The 1154-nt window shown below is 65.1% G+C and carries 1 protein-coding gene; it reads right to left on the bottom strand.

Annotated elements, in window-relative coordinates; all coding sequences use genetic code 11:
* Positions 1–1154 (bottom strand): elongation factor Tu (gene tuf, locus AC1DDA_RS27380; protein WP_476798091.1); only part of this gene is annotated, 1154 nt, incomplete at its 3' end.

The following is a 1154-nucleotide window of genomic DNA, read 5'->3' as shown; positions in this document are numbered from 1 at the left end:
GTGCGGCCGCCTTCGCGGATGGCGAAGCGCAGCTTCTCTTCCATCGCGATCGGGGCGATCAGCGTCACCTCCATCGAGATGTTGTCGCCCGGCATCACCATCTCCGTGCCTTCCGGCAGGGTCACCACGCCGGTCACGTCCGTCGTGCGGAAGTAGAACTGCGGGCGGTAGTTGGTGAAGAACGGCGTGTGACGGCCACCCTCTTCCTTCGTCAGGATGTAGGCCTCGGCCTTGAACTTCGTGTGCGGCTTCACCGAGCCCGGCTTGCACAGCACCTGGCCGCGCTCGACGTCCTCGCGCTTCGTGCCGCGCAGCAGCGCGCCGATGTTGTCGCCGGCCTGGCCCTGGTCGAGCAGCTTGCGGAACATCTCGACGCCCGTGACGGTCGTCTTCACGGTGTCCTTCAGGCCGACGATCTCGATTTCCTCGCCAACCTTGACGATGCCGCGCTCGACGCGGCCGGTCACCACCGTGCCGCGGCCCGAGATCGAGAACACGTCCTCGACCGGCATCAGGAACGGCTGGTCGATCGGGCGCTCCGGCTGCGGGATGTAGTCGTCGACCGTCTTCATCAGCGCGATCACCGCGTCATGGCCGATTTCCGGCGTGACGTTGTCGAGCGCGGCCTTCGCCGAACCCTTGGTGATCGGGATGTCGTCGCCGGGGAAGTCGTACTTCGAGAGAAGCTCGCGGATCTCCATCTCGACCAGCTCGAGCAGCTCGGCGTCATCGACGAGATCGACCTTGTTCATGAACACCACCAGCGCGGGAACGCCGACCTGGCGCGCCAGCAGGATGTGCTCGCGGGTCTGCGGCATCGGGCCGTCGGCAGCCGACACCACCAGGATCGCGCCGTCCATCTGCGCCGCGCCCGTGATCATGTTCTTCACATAGTCGGCGTGGCCAGGGCAGTCGACATGGGCGTAGTGACGCGCCGGGGTCTCGTACTCGACGTGCGCCGTCGAGATCGTGATGCCACGGGCCTTCTCTTCCGGCGCCTTGTCGATCTGGTCATACGCCGTGAACGACGCGCCGCCGGTCTCGGCCAGAACCTTCGTGATCGCAGCCGTCAACGACGTCTTGCCATGGTCAACGTGACCAATCGTGCCAATGTTGCAGTGCGGCTTCGTACGAGCGAATTTCTCTTTGGCCAT

The sequence above is a fragment of the Allobosea sp. 10N428 genome, assembly GCF_056394545.1.
Note: the sequence above shows the minus strand (reverse complement) of the source record. Positions and strands in the feature narration are given on the sequence as shown.